Annotated in this window: 18 protein-coding genes; 13 read left to right on the top strand and 5 right to left on the bottom strand. The window is 60.0% G+C overall.

Annotation, left to right across the window (positions count from 1 at the left end):
• Positions 1-77: 77 nt before the first annotated feature.
• Both ACX82Z_RS05145 and ACX82Z_RS05140 read right to left on the bottom strand, forming a co-directional pair.
• Positions 78-1,349 carry a polysaccharide biosynthesis/export family protein gene (locus ACX82Z_RS05145; protein ID WP_459586948.1) on the bottom strand — a complete coding sequence of 424 codons (1,272 nt, stop codon included), beginning with the start codon at positions 1,347-1,349 and terminating at the stop codon, positions 78-80.
• A 65-nt stretch (positions 1,350-1,414) separates the two neighbouring features.
• Entirely contained in the window at positions 1,415-2,092 is a 678-nt protein-coding gene (locus ACX82Z_RS05140) for a sugar transferase (RefSeq protein ID WP_459586946.1), read from the bottom strand.
• Positions 2,093-2,700: 608 nt separating this feature from the next.
• Between ACX82Z_RS05140 and ACX82Z_RS05135 the strand changes: the two genes are divergently transcribed.
• The 3 genes from ACX82Z_RS05135 to ACX82Z_RS05125 all read left to right on the top strand — a co-directional run bounded on the left by ACX82Z_RS05135 (position 2,701) and on the right by ACX82Z_RS05125 (position 4,580).
• Entirely contained in the window at positions 2,701-2,937 is a 237-nt protein-coding gene (locus tag ACX82Z_RS05135) for a hypothetical protein (RefSeq protein ID WP_459586945.1), read from the top strand.
• A gap of 233 nt (positions 2,938-3,170) precedes the next feature.
• Positions 3,171-4,187, top strand: a complete 1,017-nt coding sequence (locus ACX82Z_RS05130; protein ID WP_459586944.1) for a glycosyltransferase family 2 protein — start codon at positions 3,171-3,173, stop codon at positions 4,185-4,187.
• Positions 4,188-4,295: 108 nt separating this feature from the next.
• A complete protein-coding gene (locus tag ACX82Z_RS05125) occupies positions 4,296-4,580 on the top strand; it encodes a hypothetical protein (protein WP_459586943.1) in 285 nt (94 codons plus the stop codon).
• Here ACX82Z_RS05125 and ACX82Z_RS05120 read toward each other — a convergent pair.
• Together ACX82Z_RS05120 and ACX82Z_RS05115 are read right to left on the bottom strand one after the other, a co-directional pair.
• On the bottom strand, positions 4,577-5,581 hold the full coding sequence (locus tag ACX82Z_RS05120; protein WP_459586941.1) for a glycosyltransferase family 2 protein: 1,005 nt from the start codon (positions 5,579-5,581) through the stop codon (positions 4,577-4,579). The genes ACX82Z_RS05125 and ACX82Z_RS05120 overlap by 4 nt on opposite strands.
• Complete coding sequence (locus tag ACX82Z_RS05115) at positions 5,574-7,043, bottom strand: glycosyltransferase family 2 protein (RefSeq protein WP_459586940.1); 1,470 nt, start codon at positions 7,041-7,043, stop codon at positions 5,574-5,576. Before ACX82Z_RS05115 ends, ACX82Z_RS05120 begins: the two co-directional genes overlap by 8 nt.
• Positions 7,044-7,353: 310 nt before the next feature.
• On the opposite strand from ACX82Z_RS05115, the gene exoK reads away from it, so the two are divergent.
• The 6 genes from exoK (at position 7,354) to ACX82Z_RS05085 (ending at position 13,595) form a co-directional block, all read left to right on the top strand.
• Positions 7,354-8,148, top strand: a complete 795-nt coding sequence (gene exoK / locus ACX82Z_RS05110; protein ID WP_459586938.1) for an endo-1,3-1,4-beta-glycanase ExoK — start codon at positions 7,354-7,356, stop codon at positions 8,146-8,148.
• A gap of 102 nt (positions 8,149-8,250) precedes the next feature.
• A complete protein-coding gene (locus tag ACX82Z_RS05105) occupies positions 8,251-9,699 on the top strand; it encodes a lipopolysaccharide biosynthesis protein (protein WP_459586936.1) in 1,449 nt (482 codons plus the stop codon).
• A complete protein-coding gene (locus ACX82Z_RS05100; protein WP_459586935.1) occupies positions 9,696-10,610 on the top strand; it encodes a polysaccharide pyruvyl transferase family protein in 915 nt (304 codons plus the stop codon). The genes ACX82Z_RS05105 and ACX82Z_RS05100 overlap by 4 nt, the downstream gene beginning before the upstream one ends.
• The gene (locus tag ACX82Z_RS05095; protein ID WP_459586934.1) at positions 10,607-11,515 is read left to right on the top strand and encodes a polysaccharide pyruvyl transferase family protein; all 909 of its coding nucleotides are present in this window, start codon (positions 10,607-10,609) and stop codon (positions 11,513-11,515) included. The genes ACX82Z_RS05100 and ACX82Z_RS05095 overlap by 4 nt, the downstream gene beginning before the upstream one ends.
• Positions 11,512-12,534 carry a glycosyltransferase family 2 protein gene (locus ACX82Z_RS05090; protein WP_459586932.1) on the top strand — a complete coding sequence of 341 codons (1,023 nt, stop codon included), beginning with the start codon at positions 11,512-11,514 and terminating at the stop codon, positions 12,532-12,534. Before ACX82Z_RS05095 ends, ACX82Z_RS05090 begins: the two co-directional genes overlap by 4 nt.
• Positions 12,531-13,595: a glycosyltransferase gene (locus tag ACX82Z_RS05085; protein ID WP_459586930.1), complete on the top strand. Its 1,065-nt coding sequence runs from the start codon at positions 12,531-12,533 to the stop codon at positions 13,593-13,595. The genes ACX82Z_RS05090 and ACX82Z_RS05085 overlap by 4 nt, the downstream gene beginning before the upstream one ends.
• Here ACX82Z_RS05085 and ACX82Z_RS05080 read toward each other — a convergent pair.
• Positions 13,567-14,817: an O-antigen ligase family protein gene (locus tag ACX82Z_RS05080; protein WP_459586927.1), complete on the bottom strand. Its 1,251-nt coding sequence runs from the start codon at positions 14,815-14,817 to the stop codon at positions 13,567-13,569. The two genes, ACX82Z_RS05085 and ACX82Z_RS05080, sit on opposite strands and share 29 nt — an antisense overlap.
• 302 nt (positions 14,818-15,119) lie before the next feature.
• Here ACX82Z_RS05080 and ACX82Z_RS05075 point away from each other — a divergent pair, with 302 nt between their 5' ends.
• Genes ACX82Z_RS05075 through galU form a run of 4 tightly spaced genes read left to right on the top strand, consistent with a single transcriptional unit; the run spans position 15,120 to position 19,180 of the window.
• A complete protein-coding gene (locus tag ACX82Z_RS05075) occupies positions 15,120-16,292 on the top strand; it encodes a glycosyl transferase family 1 (protein WP_459586926.1) in 1,173 nt (390 codons plus the stop codon).
• Positions 16,289-17,281 (top strand): glycosyltransferase family 2 protein, encoded by a 993-nt coding sequence (locus ACX82Z_RS05070; protein ID WP_459586925.1) that lies wholly within the window; start codon positions 16,289-16,291, stop codon positions 17,279-17,281. The genes ACX82Z_RS05075 and ACX82Z_RS05070 overlap by 4 nt, the downstream gene beginning before the upstream one ends.
• Positions 17,278-18,243 (top strand): glycosyltransferase, encoded by a 966-nt coding sequence (locus tag ACX82Z_RS05065; protein WP_459586923.1) that lies wholly within the window; start codon positions 17,278-17,280, stop codon positions 18,241-18,243. The genes ACX82Z_RS05070 and ACX82Z_RS05065 overlap by 4 nt, the downstream gene beginning before the upstream one ends.
• A gap of 40 nt (positions 18,244-18,283) precedes the next feature.
• Positions 18,284-19,180 (top strand): UTP--glucose-1-phosphate uridylyltransferase GalU, encoded by an 897-nt coding sequence (gene galU / locus ACX82Z_RS05060; RefSeq protein WP_459586921.1) that lies wholly within the window; start codon positions 18,284-18,286, stop codon positions 19,178-19,180.
• Positions 19,181-19,221 lie beyond the last annotated feature (41 nt).

Genomic DNA, 19,221 nt, shown 5'->3' with positions numbered 1-19,221 from the left:
GCGGCGATATGTCGGGAAAGCCTTGGGCAGTTGCCGGGGCGCGCTATTGCGCAACGCCGACGCTGTCCGACCGATGATTATTGAATTGCTACGCCCAGCGGCTCGATCTTGACGATGTCGCCCGGCAGGACGGGCGTGTCCTCGCGGGCGGACAGTTCTCTCGTCTCGCCATCCGTCGTGCGCACGATCTTGTAGGCGATCATCGGGCCTTCACCGACTATCAGCGCCGACATCGTCGAGAAGTTGAGCGCTTCGGACATCAGGCCGCGCTGCGTTTCCAGCTTCAAATTGACGGCGATCAGTTCTGCCTCGACACGCTGGCGATCGGTGGCAAGCTCGGCGTCCATGCTGTTTTCAAGCTCGATTGCGTCCTGTTCGGCCCGGTTGAAATCCTGCCGGGCGCGCAGGATCGCGGTTTCGAAATCGAGCAAACGTCCTTCAAGGTCAGCGATCGATCGTTCGGCCGCCAGAACGCGCGTGTTGACGACGAGCCCCTGATCGGCAAGCGATCCGATACTTTCCAGTTCCTTCCGCTCCAGATCGATCTGGCGCTCCTGCGTCGTCGTCTTTTGCTGGAGCGTTTCGATCTCGCTTGTGAGCAATTGCTTGAGGTCCTCGAGCGCTTCGAGGCGCAGTCTCTGGCGATTCTGCCGAGAACTCATGATGGCGCGTTCGTCCTCCATGATGCTTTCGGCATCCGGCCGGTCCGCGATTTCCTGCGGAGTGTCGAAACTATCGGCGCCTTCGACCTCGGCAACGATCCGCGCGCGACGCACGAGAAGTCGAACCTGCTCGTCGGCAAAGACTTCCGCATTTCCCTTGGCGGTGAGCACATCGCGTTCAGCGCGCATGCCATAGTCCGGACGACGCGTCCCGCCCGCGATGCTGACCGCTTTCAGGACGTTGAGGTCGGGAACGTATGGATAGCGCCCTGGAGACGTAACCTCGCCGGAAACATAAAATGGCCGGTGCTCGAGCAACTCGACCGACGCTTCTGGCCGATCCGACAAGCCGAATTTTTGCTGGAGCGCTTCGCCGATCTCGCTGGCCACGTCGGCCGTGGTGCGACCTTCCACACTGACCTGGCCTAGAAACGGGAGCGAGATGTTGCCGTTGGCGGCGACCGTATAGTCCCCGTTGACCGCGTCCCAGCTACGAAAGGTTCCTTCGATCGTCTGCCATTCGACGACACGGACCGTAAGCTTGTCCTGCCCGCCGAGGAGATAATCCTGTGCGGCGGCCGGCAGGACGAACGTCAATAGCGCTGCCGCAAGAAGGCAGGAAACACGCGAAAAGGGACGCGGAAAAACCAGCGCCCTATCCTTGCCATACCAGGCGGTCGACATCATGCAAATTCCTCTCGCAGGTTCGCCCCTCTCCCTCAAAGCCGCCGGAAACGGCGGCGCACAGGCCTTTAGTAACTGCCGCGCGACAGGCAAACGGCGGGCACCGTTCGCACGATGATGACCATATCGCGCATCAAGGACCAGTTTTCGACGTAATGACGGTCGAAGGCGACGCGACGCTCATAGGAAACATCGTTTCGGCCGCTGACCTGCCAAAGGCCGGTGAGGCCCGGCCGCGAACGAAGATAGTAGCTCGCGCTGGTGCCGTAGTTCTTGAGCTCGTCTTTGACCACGGGGCGCGGTCCCACGATGCTCATGTCACCGACGAGAATATTGTAGAGTTGCGGCAACTCGTCGAGGCTGAGCTTGCGAAGCACAACACCGACCGGCGTTACGCGCGGATCATCCTTTAGCTTGCGGGTAGCTTCCCACTCGATGCGCGCTGCCGGATTGGCCTGAAGATGCGCCTTCAGGAGCATGTCGCCATTAACAGCCATCGTCCGGAACTTGTAGCACGCAAACGTGCGGCCGCCGCATCCGATGCGCCGGTGGCCGTAAAAGACCGGCCCTCCTCCGTTCGAAAACCGAACCAGCAATGAGATCAGGACGAGCAAGGGGGCCAGGATCACGAGCCCGCAAAGCGCACCCGCAACATCCATACCCCGTTTGATAACGCCGCCGATTGGGCGTGGAAGGCCGACATCCCGATTATTATTCAGGACGATCGCCCTTGCATGATGCTTCATGACCAGACCCTCAGTCGCTTGTCGACCAAGACACGGTACCGTAAACTTATCGCATCGCAACATAGAAATATGTATCAACTACATCGACATATGTTACCGAGCATGATCATAAAAGCGTCAAATCGCCCACAATTCGAGCAATAACCTCCAGATATTTGCCTAAATACCGTCAAAATCAAACTTAAATACATTAAAGTCACTTGATAAATAAGCCTATAGACGAATAATACGTGAATTAATCAAATTTTGACGATATTTATCATGTGTAATTTCAAGAATTGTGTCGAATTCGCGCTGTCTAAAATTCGATCTCTATTTCTATTAGAATTGTCTTTTGTGCATCGCACCAGAGACGGCACAATCCGCCCGTATCGGATGCGTTGAAAATAGAACCCCTGTTCAATATACTCTCGACCGTCACGTAAAACGCTGACGAAAGTCAGTAACGATAAGGGACGGCCGATTTCCGGACTTTACATTCCGGGTCGGATCAGGGAGGCGATAAGTGACCTACCAGCCTGTGCGCGCTTGAGGCTTTTGCTATGACGGCGCCAAAGTTCATTTTCGGCATGCTGCTCGTCATGATGACCGTAGGAATATGGTCGTATATGGACGGTGTTTCGGCGGGCGTGATCGCTCTGCGGATTTTTATTGCAGCCGTGATACTTCAGGTGGGCTATTTCCTGTTTATCGTCGCTGCCGCACGGAAAGAAAGCCGCGCAACTCAGGACATCGCGCCACGAAAGCCCGCGGATGCGCGACATCCCGATTCCGGTGAATTGATCGACGAGACGAGCCGGAGCGCCAAGTCATTTCCGCATCGAACGGGGCCTCTCAAGGGATAGGCCGGCCCCCTGCACTTCAGTTCGGCCTGCCGTCCGCCGACGATTTGCATCATTTCGTGACTGCGAACACGATGAACCCTCCTGTATAAGCATGGGCAGAATTTGGTCTTGACCAGTTCATGCCCACGCGACTTTCGCCGGGCAACTTGATTGCATTTTCGCGCGGCACAGCGAGATGAATTCGCCACAAAGCGCAGCTACCCGCGAGTCCCGCACGCAAGTGGAGCCAGCGTATGAACCAACCTTCGATCTGCGTGATCATCGCGGCATACAATTCCGGCGCGACGATCGCCACTGCAATACGTTCGGCGCTGCGCGAACCCGAAGTCTCGGAAGTGATCGTCATCGACGACGCGTCCGGCGACGACACGGCGGAAGTTGCCAGACAGAGCGACGACGGCACCCGCAGGCTCGTTGTAAGGCGTCTCGATGAAAATCGCGGCCCGGCGCATGCCCGCAACGCGGCGATCGATCTATCGAGCGCGCCCTACATCGCCATTCTCGATGCCGACGACGTATTCCTGCCCGGCCGTTTCGCAAACCTTCTGACGCATCAGGGATGGGACCTGGCGGCCGACAATATCGTTTTCGTGCCGGAAGAAAACGCAGCGGGACTGGACCGGCTTACCGTCCCGGAGTTCCCGCCGGAGCCCGAATTCGTCGAACCAGCGCGATTCATCGATGGCAATATCTCGCGGCGCGGCAACCATCGCGGCGAGATGGGCTTTCTCAAGCCCGTGATGAAGCGCGCCTTCCTCGACACCCATAACCTGCGCTACGACGAGACGCTTCGGCTTGGGGAGGATTACGCCCTTTACGTTCGCGCCATGGCTGCCGGCGCCCGGTTCCTGACGATAAAATCATGCGGCTATGGTGCGGTCGTTCGCGGCGACTCACTGAGCGGACGGCACAGAACCGACGATTTGGAAGCGCTGGCCCGGTCTGACCTCGACCTTCTGCGCGACAAAGGACTGAAGCCGGAATTGCGCCGGGCGCTCACGCGCCACGAGCGCCACATCAGGGCAAAATACCATCTGCGACGCTTTCTCGACGTGAAGGCCAACGCCGGAGCGGCGGCTGCCTTTGCCTATGCTTTCAACAGCCCAGAGCGGTTTTTTCCGATCGCGCAAGGCGTTGGGCGGGACAAGTGGGCCGCACTTTCGCGCCGCCTCATGAAAACAAAATCGCACCGCGAGCGCCCGCAATTACGTTTTCTTCTCAATTCCACAGGCATCATGGAACGCAACTAGGGTCAGAACCCTGGGATGAAACGATGGGGTGATCCGATGGCGTTCTTTGGATTCAGGGTTCGCAGATATGCGCGCGATGCGGAGACGGACAGGCGCCGTACGGAAAGATTGCTGCGGCTCGCCAACGAAATCGCCGAAGAGATTACAAATGAACGACATGGGCTGGAGCGGCGCTATCGTGCGGCTTCGACCGATGCGGGCTTTGCTGTCGAAGCCATGGGCAATGAAACGGTGGGCACCAGCGATCGGGTGGAAGAGCTCTCCGCGACGATCCTGTCATGCGAAAAACGTCTTTCGCAACTCGCGCTTCAGCTTCGGGAACTGGACGACATCAAAACCAGCATCGAAGGCTTCGGACAAAGCAGCGTAAATATTCAACGCGCAACCGGTTAGGCTGCCATCCTTTCGACAGGTGCTTCGCGTGAGCGAACAAAGGCGTTCAGTTCATCCTGTGCCGTGCCTGCGGTGCGGATGAGCATGCCCCGCGCGATCAGTTCCATCTTCTCGCGCGGGCTCAAAACGTCGCCGACTCGGGTGGTGATCAGCGCCTTGATAAGCCCCCTCGCCCGCTCCTCGCGGCCATAAGCGAAAAGATCGGTAGTAAGAAAATCGCGACGGTCGCTCTCGCGCGCCAGTCGCCACGCCTCGCGCTGGAGGAGCTGGATAGAACGCTTGAGATCGAGTTCGCGGCGCAGCCACGACGCCCGTCCGCCCAGATCGCGTGTCGTCTGTTCGCCGTTTTCGGCCCATACCGCCAGCGGTTTCATCGCAACCAGGATGGGTTCGCTGATGGAAAAGGTGCGCATATATTCCTGAAGCGTTGCCGTGCAGGGATAGGAAACCTCCAATGCACTGCGCGCGTGCCGGCTCCAGAACAGTCCTCCATTCGAAACGCCGATACCCGCGACAAGCGAGAGGCGAAACAGTTCGGGCTCGTAGATGCGCTCCACGAACATCCGATCGAGGACGCCGAATTCGCTGAGCGCGGCCTGCGGCGTGCCGCTCGCGAACTCGACGAACTGGTTGCGCAAAAGCACCTCGACCTTGTGGTCTCGGCATGCGGCGATGTTTTCCTCGATGAAACGGGGAAGAATGTCGTTGTCGTCTTCCAGCACGAAGAAATAATCGGCGTCGTGCGGGTTGGTCCTGGCAAAGCACTGGTCGATGTTTCGCGAAGCAAAAAGCTGCGGTGTATTTTGTCGATATCGGATGCGCGGATCGGCAAGCTCATCACAAACGGCTCGCCCCGCCGCTTGCGCATCGTCGTCATAGACATCGCAGACCCAATTTTCCCACGTCTGCGCCTGAAGAGATTGAAGGCATCGGCGCAAAGCGTCTGGACGCTTGTATGTCGGCGTTCTGACGTGAACGAGCGCGGACCGATCTTCACTCATGGCAGGCTCTTTTCGTTCGATCTAGAAGCTGCTTTTCCGGCAAGATGCGGCTGAACCCATCGCAAAAAGGCTCGCTGGCAATGGCTGCAAAGCGCGCTTGTGCCACATTGGCAATGAGGATCGGTACGGTATCCGGCGTCAACGCGCACGCACGTTCGAGGTCGTCCAACTCATCGATAACCGCTGCGCAAAGCCGCGTACCCGGCATCAGCTTGGCGGCATAGATGCCGGCCATCCCCCACGCGACGATGCGTGCTCGCCCGAGGGAGAGCGGTTGCGCCAATTGCACCCAATTCGATCCGCCAAGCCAATCGCCCGCAGCGCCAGGGCGCGGAACCGCAATCATGTCGGCACTTTCATCGACATCGACGGCCTCAAGCAGCGCTTTCATGTCTGCTGTAGGGACTTTGCCCGTTTCGTGAATGATCGCAGAGGACGTGCCGCCCGTCTTCTGTTTCGCCGGCCCAATGCGGCGTTCGAAATTCTCGCGCACCGAGCGCATCAGGGGAAAAAGCAATGCGGGCCGGCGCGCCGTGAGGCTCGCCGCCTTGCCCAAACGGCGCCCCTTCAAGGCATCGACAAGTTCCTCGAAGGCAAGGCCCGCTTTCAACGCATCCAGCCGGCGCTCGAACAGAACGCGCAATTCATCGGGCAAAGCACCTTCTCTCGATGCCAGCAATCGTTCCTGATTGGCGATCATCGCAGCGACCGTCGACTGCGACAGACGGTGCGAGATCGATTGCGCATGCCGGCGGTAAAGATAAAGCGGTTCGGAGAAGAGGCCGAGCTTTCCTCCGTTGAGCAAAAAGCGCAGCAGAAAATCGTAATCCTCGCCGATCCGCACAGTTTCGTCATAGGCAAGGTGCGCGATGCTCGCTCGCCGGAACAGAGGCTTGAGGTAGCCGAGCGGCGGAATGTTAGCGCCGGACGTGTTGCTGCGTATGAAGAGTTCAGTCGAGACGGACGCCGGTACAGCCTTTCCGAATGGCGCGAGAAGCGTCGTGGTCACACCGTCTTCATCCGAAAAATGAAGGAGGTCGTCCGCAACCGCATCGACGCCCGTCGCTTCGGCGGCGGCGATCATTCGCTCCAGCCGTTCGGGATGGATGATGTCGTCGGAATCGACGATTGCGATCCACTCGCCTGTTGCGGCTGCAAGTGCTCTGTTGCGCGCTGCACCCGGGCCGAAATTTCGTTCCGTCGTCAAAAGACGCACGCGTGGGTCGAGGGCGCAGTGAGCCCGAATGATGTCGACGCTGTCATCGGGTGAAGCATCGTCCGAGATGATCAGTTCGAGATCGCCGACCGTCTGCGAAAGAACGCTTCCGATCGCCTCCGGCAAATGCCGCGCAGCGCTATAGTTCGCCATGATGACGGATACACGCGGAGAGCGTGTGGCCTCGTCGTTCAACGAAACTGTACCCGCACCGGGCGACAGACGAACTGTTTTCTCGTCATCCATGAATTCTGATTCTAGCAAATGCATGCTGCAACGCAACAGACATGGCAATCCGTATGAATTGTGGCGAAGACGAGTAAATGCAACCGTAAGTATCCGTTACGACGGCACTTTTGCCGACGATCCGTAATTTTACGTGAGATGCAAGGTGAGCCATTTGGGTTGCTTGCTCATGCATAAGGTGTCAACGTTATTGCGTTGCAGCATCGAATGTAGATCGTTTAAGGCGACATCCGCTCAGGGAGGAATCCATCGGTAATCCGGCCCAATACCGGACGACCGGAACGAACATGTTTCGTAGGAGCGCTTTGCAGTGCTGACACGTATGATCCTTGCGGCCCGCATGTTTCCGGTAGCCGCTGCATTGGCAATTTCAAGCGCGGCGATAGACGTCGCTGCGGCTCAGTCCGAAGGTTCGAAATCCTTCTTCGATGGTTTCGACCGGTTCGACAGGGCGCGCTGGTACGTTTCCGACGGATGGGCAAATGGCGAATGGCAGAACTGCACCTGGTCCAGCCGTCAGCTCAAGCTCGCTGACGGCGAATTGACGCTCGCTTTCGAGGACCGGCCTTACAAGGATCGGGACTATTCCTGCGCCGAAGTCCAGACCCATCAGCGCTTCGGCCGGGGCATCTACGAGGCAAGGATGCGCACCGGCGCAGGCAGCGGATTGAATGCAGCCTTCTTCACCTATATCGGGCCGGCCGACAATCAGCCGCATGACGAGATCGATTTCGAGGTGCTGACGCGCGACACCTCGCAGGTCAGCCTCAACACTTATGTCGCCGGAGCGCCGCGCCATGGAACGGAGATCGCGGTGCCGGGCGGCACCGAAGACGATTTCGTCGACTATGCCTTCATATGGGAAGAGGATCGCATCCGCTGGTATGTCGACGGCGAACTCGTCCATGAGGCGACCGGTGCCGACACGTTGCCGAGCCACCCGCAGAAAATCTTCTTCAGCCTTTGGGGTAGCGACACGCTCACCGACTGGATGGGCCCGTTCGAGAACCCCGGTCGCGTGGAGATGACCGTCGACTGGGTGGCTTTCACCGAGCTTGGCGAAGACTGCCATTTTCCTGAATCGATCGCGTGCGATCTGGAATGACCGGCGCGATTCAGGCCTGACCCGTCTATATCTGGAGACCGCACGATTTTGGTGGAGCGAGGCGAAACGGCCCGTAGCGAAGACAAGACAGCCTACGCTCATTTGAGCAGCGGCCGCACGCGTGCGGCCGTCCACGGCATCTTCTGGTCCGCTTTGAGCGGCTTCGGGCCGGCCGCCGTCGCCGCCGGCGTCTTCGTCATCTCCTCACGTATCCTGACTCCAGCCGAATTTGGTATCGTCGCGCTTGCCACGAGCATCGCGATGTTTTCAAGCGCGATCGCACCGGCCGGATTCGGGCACGCACTCATCCAGCGCAAGGATATCGGCCGGCGGCATCTGGATTCGGTTTTCTGGCTATGCCTTGCCGTCGCGCTCGTCATTTATGGCGTGCTCGTGCTGGCAGCGCCATCGCTCTCGCGCTGGCTTGGCGAAGGCATGCTTGCCCTTCTCCTGCCGGTAATCGGCCTGCGCGTGCTGTTCGACCTTGCAACGGTGGTTCCGCACGCTTTGTTGTCACGCGCGATGGCGTTCAACAAGATGGCGATGCGCACGCTCATCGCCTCGCTCGTGTCCGCCGGCGTCTGTCTGATCTTGCTGGCCATGGGCTACGGTTTGTGGGCGCTCGCGCTGTCGCAGCTCGCTTCCTCCGTCGCCATATGCGTCGGCACATTGTTGTCGGTCGAATGGCGACCGGGCCTGCGCTTCAGCGGCTCGGCCCTGCGTGAACTCGCCCGTTACGGCATATTCGCCTCCGGCCACCGGATCATCAATCTCATCAATCTGGACCGTATCCTGATCGGTTCGCTGCTCGGCGCGGCAGCGCTCGGTATCTTCAGCTTCGCCTGGCGCATCTTCCAGATCCTGAACGATTTGATCGCCGGAGCGCTCAACGCGGTCTCCTATACGCTGCTGGCCTCGCTCCAGAGCGAGGAGGAAAAGCTGAAGGAAGCATTCCTTTTCGCCACCTTCGCGTCCTCGGCCCTCTCCTTCCCAGTCTTCGTCGGGCTTGGCGCGATCGCGGGCGACCTCGTACCGGTCGTCTTCGGCGACCAGTGGCTGGAAGCCGTGCCGGCAATCCGCGCCTTTTGCGTCATCGGCATGCTGAGCTGCATCGGCATCCTTCAGGCATCGCTGATCAACAGCCAGGGCCATGCGAACTGGTGGTTCTACTATCTGGTTACGAAGCAGACGGTGACGGCGCTCATCATCCTGACCTTCTATTCCTACGGCGTCTCGGTTCTCGTTTTCGCCATGGCCGTCCAGACATTCGTGATGTGGCCGGCCGCCGTCTGGATGGTGCTGCGCATCCTGAAGATCGGCGCATGGGCTTATCTGAAGCCGTTTCTTGCGCCCACTCTCAGTTGCCTGGTGATGCTGGTCGGCGTTCTCTTCGTGAAGATGGAGATGGCGTTCGAGCCGGCATGGCTGCGACTTGGCGCACAGGTCGGGACCGGGGCGCTTCTTTATTGCGCCACGCTCGCCCTTCTCGATCGCCGGCGGATTTTCCAGATACGCGATCTTGTCCTGAAAAGAGGAGCGGTTTCGGCATGAAGCTGACCTACTTCCAGTCCGATCCGTCGAATTTCGGCGACGAACTCAACAGCTATATGTGGCAGCGGCTCCTACCCGCCGACTTCCTCGACGATGACGAAAGCGAACTCTTCCTCGGCATCGGATCGATCCTGCTCGACTACCACCCCAAGGAGCCGCGCAAATACGTGCTCGGCTCCGGTTACGCCCGCTATACCCCGCTTCCCGACATTCATGACGGTTCGTGGGATGTCATTTTCGTACGCGGACCTCGCACGGCGGCCGAGCTGGGCTTGCCACCCGAAAAATCGATCTCCGACGCTGCCGTCCTCCTCCACGGGATGGAGACGCCGGAACCCGCTCCAGAAATCGACGTCGCCTTCATGCCCCACTACGAGAGCCTGGAACGCGGGCATTGGCAGGAAGCCTGCCGCCTCGCCGGCATTCCGCTGATCGATCCGCGTGACGACGTGGAAAAGATACTGGCGCAGATACGCGGCACGAAAATGCTGATCACCGAGGCCATGCACGGCGCGATCGTTGCCGACGCGTTGCGAACGCCCTGGGTCGCGGTCCAGCCGCTCAACGCGGTTCATCATCACAAATGGAGCGATTGGGCGGAATCGCTCGATATCGACTTGCGGCACCATCAAATGCTGCCGTCGAGCGCGCTAGAGGTCTACACGGTTTGGACCAAGGGACGCGGCGAAATGACGGGCCGCGCGGGGCGCATGAGCAAAAGCGCGTTGGCCAGGCCCGCAAACCGCGCCCTGACGCATCTCGCTGCCTCCCGGCTACAAAAGATCGCCACGCGCGAACCACAATTGAGCCGCGACGACGCGATAGCCAACGCGGCCGAGCGCGCCATGACGTGCGTCGATCAATTCGTACGCGAGCGAACCTTGCAGCGACCCGAGAGCGCCACCCGATGAAGCTGACATATTACAGGGGAAGCGTCCCCAATTTCGGCGATGAGCTGAACACCTATATGTGGCCGCGTCTCCTGCCGGCCGGCTTTCTCGACGAAGACGAGAACGAACTGTTTCTCGGCATCGGCTCCATTCTTTGGGAGCAATATCCGAAGGAACCGCGCAAATACGTATTCGGCTCCGGCTATGGCGGCTACGCGAACCCGCCCGACGTCCACGACGGGTCGTGGGACTTGATTTTCGTGCGCGGTCCGCGCACGGCCGCAAAACTCGAACTACCGCCCGAAAAAGGTATCTGTGACAGCGCGATCCTCCTGCGCACGCTCGACATGCCACAACCGCGCGAAGACATCGGCGTCGCTTTCATGCCGCATTACCACAGCTTCTCGCGCGGCCACTGGCCCGAGGCGTGCGATGCCGCCGGCATTCGGCTGATCGATCCGCGCGACGACGTGGAAAAGATCTTAGCTGAAATCCGTGGCGCGAAGATGCTGATCACCGAAGCCATGCATGGTGCGATCGTCGCCGACGCGCTCCGCACGCCGTGGCTCGCGGTGCGCCCCATTCATTCTGAAAATGCGGGAAAGTGGGCCGATTGGTCGGAATCTCTCGATATCGATCTCGCACATCATCCGCTTCAACCGACGAGCCTCTTCGAACTTTATATCAGCGCGACCAAGGGACAGCGTTTTTACGAGGGCCGCGCGAGGCGCTACGGCACGAGCGCTCTTGCAAAGCCGGCGGACAAGGTTCTGACCGCGCTCGCCGCGCGACATCTGAAGCGCATCAGCAGCTACGAACCGCAATTGAGCAGCGATGCACGTATCGATGATGTCTGCACGCGCGCGAAAGAGGCGGTGGACGCGTTCGTTCATGCGCGCCGCCAAAAGATGGAGCGCAGCGCATGAGCGTCACGGTCGCCGTCGTCATTCCCTTCTATCAGCGCGAGCCGGGAATCCTGAAAAAGGCAATCAAATCGGTGTTCGCTCAGGACCTGCCGGATGGCGTGGCCGTGAAGATCGTCGTGACCGACGATGAATCGCCGCTGCCCGCACAGGAAGAACTGCGCGATATCGCATTCCCCTCCCCCTTTAGCCTCGTCATGCTGGATCGCCCGAATGGCGGCCCTGGCGGAGCGCGCAACACCGGCCTCGATCATCTCGATCCGGCCGAGACGGATTTCGTCGCGTTTCTGGATTCGGACGACGAGTGGTATCCGGGACATCTGCGCGAGGCGCTCGCCGCGCTCGTTGACGGAGTCGATCTTTATTTCGCCAACTCCATGCATGACGGCGTCACGTCGTTTTCCTATTTCGACTATATGTCGAGCCGGCATGATCTGAGCGTTGGGCTGACGCCCGAGACCCGCACAATTACAGGCGTCGAGGCATTTGACGAGTTTCTCGTTCACTGTATTCCGCACACCTCGAACGTCGTCTACCGCTTCGCACCGCACAGCGAGGTGCGCTTCGACACCAGCCTTCGCCGCACCGGCGAGGACCAGCTTTTCTGGATCACGCTTGCCGGCCGCTGCGAGAACGTCGCCTACTCGACCGCGATCATGGGTGAGCGTGGGCGTGGCATTTCGGTCTATCGCGACGCGCTGGCATGGGATTCACCGCATGCACCCGACCGGTTGATCGACGGTCTCGTGTTTCGCGATAAGCTTTTGCGCGCCTTCGACATGACGCGCGCGCAACGCGCGCTTAGCGAGAAGGAAGCGCAGGAAACGCGCGATCACCTGACGTTCCTTTGCCTTCGAAACTTGCGGCACCAGCCCGCCATCAGCGCGCGCGCGGCGGCCCGCATCACGCGCGAACTGCCCGGTTTCTGGCTTCATTTCCCGCGCACCTGTCTGCGCGTTCCGGCGCACCAGCGTTCATTCAGAAAGCTGGCCGGCGGACAGACGGCACAAGGCGCGTTGTGAAGATCGCTTTTGCCAGCGCCCACCCCTATCTGCCGCAGATTGCAGGGGGCAGCCAGTCCAACACCCATGAGATGGCGCTCGAGCTGCGCGAACGCGGCCATGAGGTCAGCGTCCTCGCCGGGCTGACCCGCGACGGCTGGATCGGCTTTCGAAATCGCGTGGCGATGAAGCTGACAGGCCGCAAGGCAATCTCCGACACCTCCCAGTCGTATCCGGTCTATCGCGGCTGGTTCGCATGGGAAGGCGTCGGCGACATGGCGCGGACGGACCGCCCCGATGTCGCAGTCGTGCAATCGGGCCAGATATTGCGGCTTGCGAAAGCGTTTCGCGAAGCGGACGTGCCGCTCATCATCTATCTGCATAATGTGGAGTTCGACGATCACGGCGAGGACATGGCTGCGTTCAAGGATGCCGTTTTCCTGGCAAATTCACAGTTCACCGCCGACCGGTATCGTGAGGCCTACGGCATCGAGGCATCGGTCATCAACCCGCTTTTCCAGCCGGATCGCTACACCGTTTCAACGACGCGCGAGAGTGTCCTTTTCGTCAATCCGCATCCGCTGAAGGGCGTCGACCTCGCGCTGGAACTTGCGCGCAACTGTCCCGATATCCCGTTCGATTTCGTGGAAAGCTGGACCCTTTCTGATGAGCAGAACCGGGAACTGAACAAAACGGCCGCCGCGCTGGGAAATGTCACGCTCCACCCGCGAACAGGCGATATGCGTGCGCATTATGGCCGGGCGCGGGTTGTCCTTGTCCCCAGCCGATGGGAGGAAACATGGGGGCGCATCGCGTCCGAGGCGCATTATAGCGGCATCCCGGTCATCGCAGCGCGCGTCGGCGGGCTTACAGAAGCGGTCGGTCCGGGTGGCATCCTGATCGATCCGAATGCCGGGGTTGAAGAATGGGTGGTCGCGCTTCGCGAACTTTGGAATAAGCGCGAGCGCTACGACGCGCTCTCGAAAGAAGCGCTGCGATACGCGGAACGCCCGCAGATCGACCGCAACTGGCAGATCGACCGCCTGATGGACGTCATCGCAACGGCTGTCGCGCGCCGCTGACGTTTTCCGGCCATTTGGACCGCACCGCATAGACAAGCGCGCAGATCGCGATCACGGACGTGACGCTGAACTGGAAATACACCGAAACCTCACCGAAACTCGATGCGATGATCGTCGTCACGAAACCGGCAAAGAATGCGCTTTCGGGGCTCGGTTTACGCAGCGCCCATCCGATCGTCTTGAAAAGCGCGCCATAAAGCAGCGCAAGCTGGATAGTGAGGCCGATCAGACCGATCTCGACAGCGTTCGAGATGTAGGTGTTGTGAAAGTTGAAGCCCGCTCGGGTTTCGATGCCGAACATCGCCCACAACATCTCGGCAGGCTCGTAGCCCTGTACCCAAAACGCCTGATAGCCAAGGCCAAGCAGCGGGCGTTCGGCGATCACGTGAAGTCCATATTCCCAAAGATCGGTACGCCCCGTCAACGTGGCGTCCTTCTCGGTGAATTCGAGAAGGTTTTCCAGCATGATATCGCCATAGCCGGCGACGCCCAGAGCGGCGAAAAGGATAGCGCAGACGACGACGCTGCCGGCAAGAAACTTCTGCATCGGGCTCATGTGACGGCTGAGGACGAGCGCAACCGTGACAATCGCGCCCGGCAGGGCGTAGAGCATCCAGCCGGCCGACTGCGCCCAGAGGAAGAGCGGCATCGAGATCGCCACGCCGGCCAACGCAGAAGCGCGCATGGTGCGTGACGCCGTGCGATCCAGAAAAATCGCGATCGACGTGATGAGGAACCCCGCCACAACGGCAGCAAATGCGTTCTTGCTGCCGAAAATGCCGATCATCGCGCCGATATCGTCGCGCACGCGCCCGAACAGGAGACTGCCCGCGATGCCGATCCAGTAGATGCCATAAAGGCAGCGTACGAACATCAGCGGCGGAACCCTGCTGGCAATGACGACCGCAATCGTCACCGTTAGGGCAAGCTGGATACCATAGCGCAGGGAAAGCCCGGAAAATTGCGACCAAAGCATCGATAGCATGCAAAAGGCGGGCAGGATGAACACGTACCAATGCCGCACCACCGCCGTCACGCTTCGTTCCGGCTGGCTGACGATGAGCAAGGCACCCGCCATCAGGAACAGGAGCGCGGCCATCGATCCGAAGATCGGGTTGAGGATCAATGCGGCAAGCGCCACGAAAACGGTTATGGCGGCTATGTGTACGCGCAGATAGGGACGCCCCGTCTCCGGCACCGTGCCGACCGCGATCACATTCATCCGCTTCCATCTCCGGCTTCGAAGTACGGGATCGGGTGGCAAATAACGAACCCGATCAAATCGACGCGGCTGAAATTCCGCCTCGCTGCGCCGCAATATAAAGCTAACCCTTCGCCTATCGGCGATACAAGCCGGAATTGTGTCTTTCTGAATATGTCGGGCTGGAAGAACAGTTGATTTACAAGGTCACACAAATTCCATTCGGAGCCTTCATCGCATGTAAGATGCACCGCACCAAATTTGTTGCGATGCAGCAGAATACGACGTAGCCTTTTCTCCGACCAACAGGTTTCGGATATCGCATGATCCATATCCTGTATTTCGTCCATGACCTTGCCGACCCTGCCGTAAGCCGGCGGGTGACGATGTTAAGGGCGGGTGAAGCGGAGGTCACGCTTGCCGGATTTTGCCGAACAGAAATCGTGCCGCATTTCGGCGAAACGCGCGCAATAAATCTGGGCACGACCAGCGACGGCCGGTTCGCACAGCGGCTGGCCGCGGTTGCAAATGCGGCAGCCGGTCTTACCCGAAGCCTCCGCACCGTCGCGCGCCCGGACTTCATCATCGCCCGCAATCTCGAGATGCTGGCTCTTGCCGCGCGCGCCAAGGCACTTTTCGGCGATGGTCAGGTGCCTGTCATCTATGAATCTCTCGACATACACCGCCTGCTATTGCGCGACGACGCCATCGGCGCGGCCATGCGCGGTGCCGAGCGGCGTCTAGGCCGCGACGTGAAGGCGCTCGTTACCAGTTCGCCAGCCTTTTCAGCCAATTATTTCGAGCGTTTCAAGCAGGTCTCCGCTCCGGTCAAACTCGTCGAGAACAAGTTTTTCTCGCCCGAACCGCTGGACCACCGGATCGGTAAAGTGGCGCGCCCCGCCGGACCACCCTGGCGCATCGGCTGGTTCGGCGCACTCAGATGCAGCCGCTCGCTCCAGCTTTTCGCCGATTTTACGCGGCGAATGGACGGGGCCTTCAAGGTTGTGTTGCGTGGCAAGCCGGCCTTGAGCGAATTCAAAGACTTTCACGGATTCGTTGAATCGGAGCCTCATCTTTCCTTCGAGGGTCCCTATCGCAATCCGCAGGACCTCGAATCCATCTATCGCGACGTTCATTTTTCCTGGGTGATCGATTTTTTCGAAGATGGCCTGAATTCAAAATGGCTTTTGCCCAACCGGCTCTATGAGGGCTGCCGTTTCGGCGCTGTGCCGATCGCGATGGCCGATACGGAGATCGCCAATTTCCTTGGACGACACCAAATCGGCCTGACGCTCCAGGCTCCAACGATCGACGAACTCGTCGCAAAGTTCGGCACGATGGATCAGGCCGAATTCGGGATGCTCGAAGCCGCCGTCGAAGCCGTCGACACGGCGACATGGACCTGCGATGCGGATGAATGCGTCGCGCTTGTCGCGGATCTCGCGGCGCTTTGTGGCGTCCCCTCAACTCGTTCCATCGCGAGGGCGGCCGCATGACGGGTCCCTCACCGCGCGTCTTGATCGTCATACCGTGCCTCAACGAGGAGCAGCATATCGGGCCGCTCCTGTCATGGCTGCTCCCTGTCGCGGTTCGGCTCGATGCGCTGGTCGTGGTAGCCGATGGCGGCAGCACGGACGAAACGCGATCCATCGCCGCTTCGGCCGCCGCCGATGACGAGCGCGTCGTTCTTCTGGAAAATCCAAAGCGTCTGCAAAGCGCCGCGATCAATCTCGCCGTCGAGCGCTTCGCGAACGGCGCAGAATATCTGATCCGTATCGATGCGCATGGCGGCTATCCACCCGACTTCTGCGACCGGCTGATCGAGGACGCCGACGCGGTCGACGCTGACTCTGTCGTCGTCTCGATGGAGACGAGCGGTGACGGCACCGTACAGCGCGCCAATGCCGCCGCGCAAAATTCGCGTCTGGGCACGGGCGGCTCGAAACATCGCCATGCCGCGCAGGGCCAATGGATCGATCACGGCCACCACGCCTTGATGCGCATATCGGCGTTTCGTGCCGTTGGCGGATACGATGAAACCTTCAGCCACAACGAGGACGCGGAACTTGATCACCGCTTGCGTGCGGCGGGGTTTCGCATCTGGCTGACCGGCGCAACGCGCATGACCTATTATCCGCGCGTGACGTGGACGAGCCTCTTCAGGCAGTATTTCGCCTATGGTCGGGGCCGGGCGCGCAATGTGCTCAAGCACCGGGTCGTGCCGGGAGCGCGCCAGTTGGCACCTTTGCTGGTTTTCCCTGCTGCGCTTTTCTCCGCCTTCACCTTCATCCATTGGATCGCGCTCGTTCCGATCGCTGCATGGGCCGGCATATGCCTTGCGTACGGCCTTGCGACCGCGCTTCGCGAACGCACGCCGCAACTCGCCCTGATGGGCGTGTCCATCATGGTCATGCATCTGGCGTGGTCTGCCGGCTTCTGGCGCGAACTCATCGCAGGCCACGCCGTGAGACGAATTACGTCATGACCCGGATGACAAACAAGACCATCGACATCTGCGTGTGCACGTTTCAACGGCCACAGCTTGCCGCAACGTTGCGCTCGCTGGGTAAGATGCGCCTACCGGCCGGATATGCCACGAGAATCGTTGTTGCAGACAATGACGAGACCGAAAGCGCACGGACGTTGGTAGAGGGCATAAGCGAAACTTCGCCGCTGCCGATTATTTATGTCCATGCGCCGGCCCGCAACATTTCGATTGCCCGCAATGCCTGCCTCGACACGAGCGACGCCGATTTCGTCGCCTTCATCGATGACGACGAGGAAGCAACGACCGATTGGCTTTTCGAACTTGTCCGCGAAGCGGAAACCTCGGGCGCCGATGCGGTTCTGGGTCCCGTCAGGGCCGTGTACGAAGACAGCGCGCCCAACTGGATGCGTGCAGCGGATTTTCATTCGACCTTTCCCGTCTGGGTCAATGGTGAAATCCGCACCGGCTACACCTGCAATGTGTTGATGGACTCAAGATCGCCGCATGTCGCCGGCCGGCGCTTCAATCTGGAACGTGGCCAGACGGGCGGCGAGGACACGGAATTCTTTGCCGACATCCATGAGTCTGGCGGGTATATCGCCTTTGCATCTCGCGCTTGGGTCGAGGAAGCGGTGCCCGATAGCCGCGCAAATCTGCGTTGGCTCGCCCGACGCCGATTCCGCATGGGCCAGACACATGGACGCCTTTTGGCGCAGGATACCGCCATTCTCGGCCGTCTTCGTGAACTGGCGCTCGTATCTGCAAAGATTGCCTATTCTTTCGCCTCCGCCATCGCGATGGCAGCAAGCCCGGCCGGGCGCAACAGAGGGATCTTGCGCGGCATCATGCATGCGGGCGTAGCGGGCGGACTGCTCGGCTCGCGCGAACTGCGCCAATACGGAAACCCGTCCTCCCAAGAGGCTGGCCGCGCACCGTCTGCCATCGCGCGCTCACGTTGACACTGATCCACACCGTCCTGATCCGAAGAGGAAACAAGCGATGAAGAAAGTAAGAAAAGCCGTCATTCCCGTTGCCGGGCTTGGAACACGCTTCCTGCCGGCGACCAAGGCCATGCCGAAGGAAATGCTGACGGTCGTGGACCGGCCGGTCGTGCAATATGCGGTGGACGAGGCGATCGAGGCCGGCGTCGAGCACATCGTCTTCGTCACCGGGCGCAACAAGGGCGCGATCGAGGACCATTTCGACCAAACGCCGGAACTTCTCGCGACACTCGAAAAGGCCGGCAAAACGAAGCAGATCGCAGCGCTCGAAACGACGCTGCCGAAAGCCGGATCAGTCAGCTTCACGCGCCAGCAGGAAGCGCTTGGCCTTGGCCATGCCGTCTGGTGTGCCCGCGACATCATCGGCGACGAGCCGTTCGCACTGCTCCTGCCCGACATGGTTTCCTTCGGAGCGCGCGGCTGTCTCGCCGAGATCATGGACCTCTATCGCGAGACGGGCGGCAACGTCATCGCCGTGGAAGAATGCGATCCGCTGGAAACTGACAAATACGGTATCGTCGGCAAGGGCGCGCAGCGGGGCAAGGGCTTCGAAGTGACGGGCATGGTCGAGAAGCCGGCTCCGAAGGACGCCCCTTCCAACCTCTACATCAACGGCCGCTACATTCTTCAACCGAAGATTTTCGACCTTTTGGCGACGCAGGAACGCGGTGCCGGAAACGAAATCCAGTTGACCGATTCCATGCTGCGGCTTGCCAGAACCAGCCCGTTCTTCGCGCGCCGTTTCGCCGGGCGCATGTATGATTGTGGCTCCAAGGAGGGCTTCATACAGGCCAATGTCGCCTTCGCGCTCTCGCGGCCTGACATTCGCGACGGCGTTATCGATGCCATCCGCGATCTTCTTCAGGAACCGAAACAGCTGACGGCTGCCGAATGACACACCGCTGCCATTTCGAAACGGCACGGTGCTTGCATGAA

The sequence above is a fragment of the Aliihoeflea sp. PC F10.4 genome (assembly GCF_054612275.1).
This window is presented reverse-complemented; position numbering and strand designations above follow the sequence as displayed.